The following is an 860-nucleotide window of genomic DNA, read 5'->3' on the forward strand; positions in this document are numbered from 1 at the left end:
CGCCGCTGTGGCCGCCTTAACGCCGATTCACGGAATCGAACCGCGATCATGCCAATATCGGTGGTGTCTCGACCGTAGTGTACGTGTAGTCCAGTTTGCGTCCGGACCCGTTCTCGCGTCACGGATCCAATGCGATGTAGTATGAGTGTGTGGCTCGATCGGTTAGTGCTCGCGGGCTCAACGCCTCGTTGCCTTGGCGCGTACACCCCGAGTCTATCGAACTCGTCTTCTACGAGTGATCTCGGTGGTATCTCTTTTTCAGGTGGGTTTCGAGCTTAGATGCGTTCAGCTCTTACCCCGTGGTGCGTGGCTGCCCAGCACGTGCTCTTTCGAACAGCTGGTACACCAGTGGCACCCATTCGTAGTTCCTCTCGTACTATACGAACGTTCCCGTCAGATACCGTAACACCCCCAATAGATAGCAGCCGACCTGTCTCACGACGGTCTAAACCCAGCTCACGACCTCCTTTAATAGGCGAACAACCTCACCCTTGCCCGCTTCTGCACGGGCAGGATGGAGGGAACCGACATCGAGGTAGCAAGCCACTCGGTCGATATGTGCTCTTGCGAGTGACGACTCTGTTATCCCTAAGGTAGCTTTTCTGTCAGCAATTGGCCGCATCAAGCAGCCTAATTGGTTCGCTAGACCACGCTTTCGCGTCAGCGTCCGTCGTTGTGCCGGACACTGTCAGACTTCCTTATGCTCTTGCGCTCTTTCCCGCGTCTCCGACGCGGGTGAGGAAATCTTGGGGCGCGCCCGATATCTTTTCAGGCGCGTACCGCCCCAGTCAAACTGCCCGGCTACCAGTGTCCTCCGCCAGGAGTGAGAGTCGCAGTCACCATCGGGTAGTATTTCAATG

General features: G+C 56.6%; 1 rRNA gene. It reads right to left on the reverse strand.

The window, feature by feature from the left end:
- Nucleotides 1-142: 142 nt before the first annotated feature.
- A 23S ribosomal RNA gene (locus tag NDO75_RS27675) occupies nucleotides 143-860 on the reverse strand; the annotation flags it as partial.

Origin of the sequence: Natrinema sp. 1APR25-10V2, assembly GCF_031626495.1 — an archaeon.
Taxonomy (GTDB): domain Archaea; phylum Halobacteriota; class Halobacteria; order Halobacteriales; family Natrialbaceae; genus Natrinema.